3 protein-coding genes are annotated in these 1,779 nt (G+C 47.9%); 1 reads left to right on the forward strand and 2 read right to left on the reverse strand.

Annotation, left to right across the window (positions count from 1 at the left end; translation table 11 throughout):
• On the reverse strand, window positions 1-323 hold a 323-nt coding region (locus F6K49_RS45650), incomplete at its 3' end, for a 4-Cys prefix domain-containing protein (RefSeq protein WP_366514326.1).
• Between the two features lie 99 nt (window positions 324-422).
• Here F6K49_RS45650 and F6K49_RS45655 point away from each other — a divergent pair.
• Window positions 423-707, forward strand: a complete 285-nt coding sequence (locus F6K49_RS45655; protein WP_293054792.1) for a hypothetical protein — start codon at window positions 423-425, stop codon at window positions 705-707.
• Between the two features lie 11 nt (window positions 708-718).
• Here F6K49_RS45655 and F6K49_RS45660 read toward each other — a convergent pair whose 3' ends face one another.
• Window positions 719-1,270, reverse strand: coding sequence for an Npun_F5560 family protein (locus F6K49_RS45660; protein WP_075904048.1), 552 nt, complete (start codon window positions 1,268-1,270; stop codon window positions 719-721).
• Window positions 1,271-1,779: the final 509 nt, after the last annotated feature.

The raw sequence follows: 1,779 nt of genomic DNA on the forward strand, positions 1-1,779 counted from the left end.
TCAAAATAGGCCAGAAGTTCCGGAATCTGAGGATGTTGTCCCAGCACTTGCAGCCTAGTCGCTTCTTGGCGGAAAGACTCAGCCGCTTTCTGAGCATTGTTGGTATCTTGATTTTGTAAGGATAACTGTTTGATGATACACTTAGTCTTGCTATCATCTGCCTCATCCACCCCCAGAAAGGTGCGCCCCATACCACCAATACTAATTAGCCTCAGAGCACGGAAGCGTCCGCCTAATCGTAATCTATGGCCACAATAGGCACAAAACCTGGCCTGATTCGGATTTTGAGGATTTTGGCATTTAGGATTAAGACAGTAGCTCATGATATGGGGTGGTCAAGTCGAAGGGTTGGCAAGTTGACAAGTTAGCCAGTTGACAGATTTGTTGAAAGTATTCCCCAAGTTTTCCCCAAGTTTTCCCCAATGTTAACTGTTGCAAACCAAGCAATAAACGTCAGCAGTCACCCCTCAGCTGTCAGCCGTCAGCAGCTGTCAGCGGTCAGTTGTCAGCCGTCAGTTGTCAGCCGTCAGCTATACAGAAACCTTGGCCAAAAGGCCACGCTACGCGAACAACAAACCAACCTACCCTTAGGTAAGGCCAAAGGCGAACAACCTTCGACAAACCCACCTTCAACCTTCAACCTTCAACCTTCAACCTTGGCCTTTGGCCACGCTACGCGAACAACCTTCCAGATGAGGCACCCCTAACCCAAAGGCTGTTACACACTACCAAAAGTTGGGATTGGACTAGCATTCTGACGATTGAAGCTCGGTAGATCAACCCGGGTGATATTGCGGCTTCTGACCGCTAATCGGTAACTGACACTCTGGAGTTCTGCGTGGAGTTGTCGGTTTTCCCGCTGTAACATGGTCACCTTCTCTTTGACTGGTGCCATCCGTTCCGAAAACTTCTGGTGATAAATTTTTGGTAGCTCTTGTACAACTTGTTCTAGCTGACGAGAGCGCTCGGTTAATTCTTCTACTGATTCCCGCAATTGCTTAATTTCCGTGTCACGGGTGGCAATTTGCTGTTGATAAAATTCCACCTGCTGCTCCACATCGTGCAACTGTTCTCGCAAGACCACCATCTGAGCCTTATGGCGCTCAGACACCTCTTGGGGAGGTTTGAAATTAGCATTCCCCTTCACCAAGCGGAATAGTTCTTGAGACAGCTGCTGCACTAACTGGTCTCTAAGCTGTAACTCTTCCCGTAAGTGAGATACTTCCGTTTGCAGAGCTGATCTCGATAGGGTTTCAATCTGCCTCACCATGGCTTACCACTCCAAGTAAATATACAATTTTCAATAGTAGATGCGAACCGGGGGTGTCGATCACTGATCACAAAATATACTGTTGCAGCTAATGTACCATCCAAACCCGGCCATTGACCATGCCATAGCACATCTAGCCCAGATCACCTTCAGGTTTAGAGTTTAGAATTCTTCATTCTTCATTCTTCATTCTTCATTCTTCATTCTAAATTCTGATTTATCAGAGTGGGAGAGTTTGAGAGGGAAAAGAATACCCCGTCCTCAAAGGTCGGGGATGAATATTCCGTCTCAAATAGTGTTAATATAAAAAGTAAGGGTCTCAAAAAAACAGGGCAAAAGACCCTACTCAGCTACCCTGGCCATAGGCCACGCGGGGCGCGTTCGGTGCGCGGGAAAGTCACGCCCAGGTCGATAACAGTCGCCCACGGCTGTGCCTGGGAATCCCCATCCCTGCGACGGGTGGGGAGGTTCAATTCACTAAAGCCCGGAAGCGAATAAATCCATAGGAA

It is taken from the genome of Moorena sp. SIO3I6, assembly GCF_010672095.1.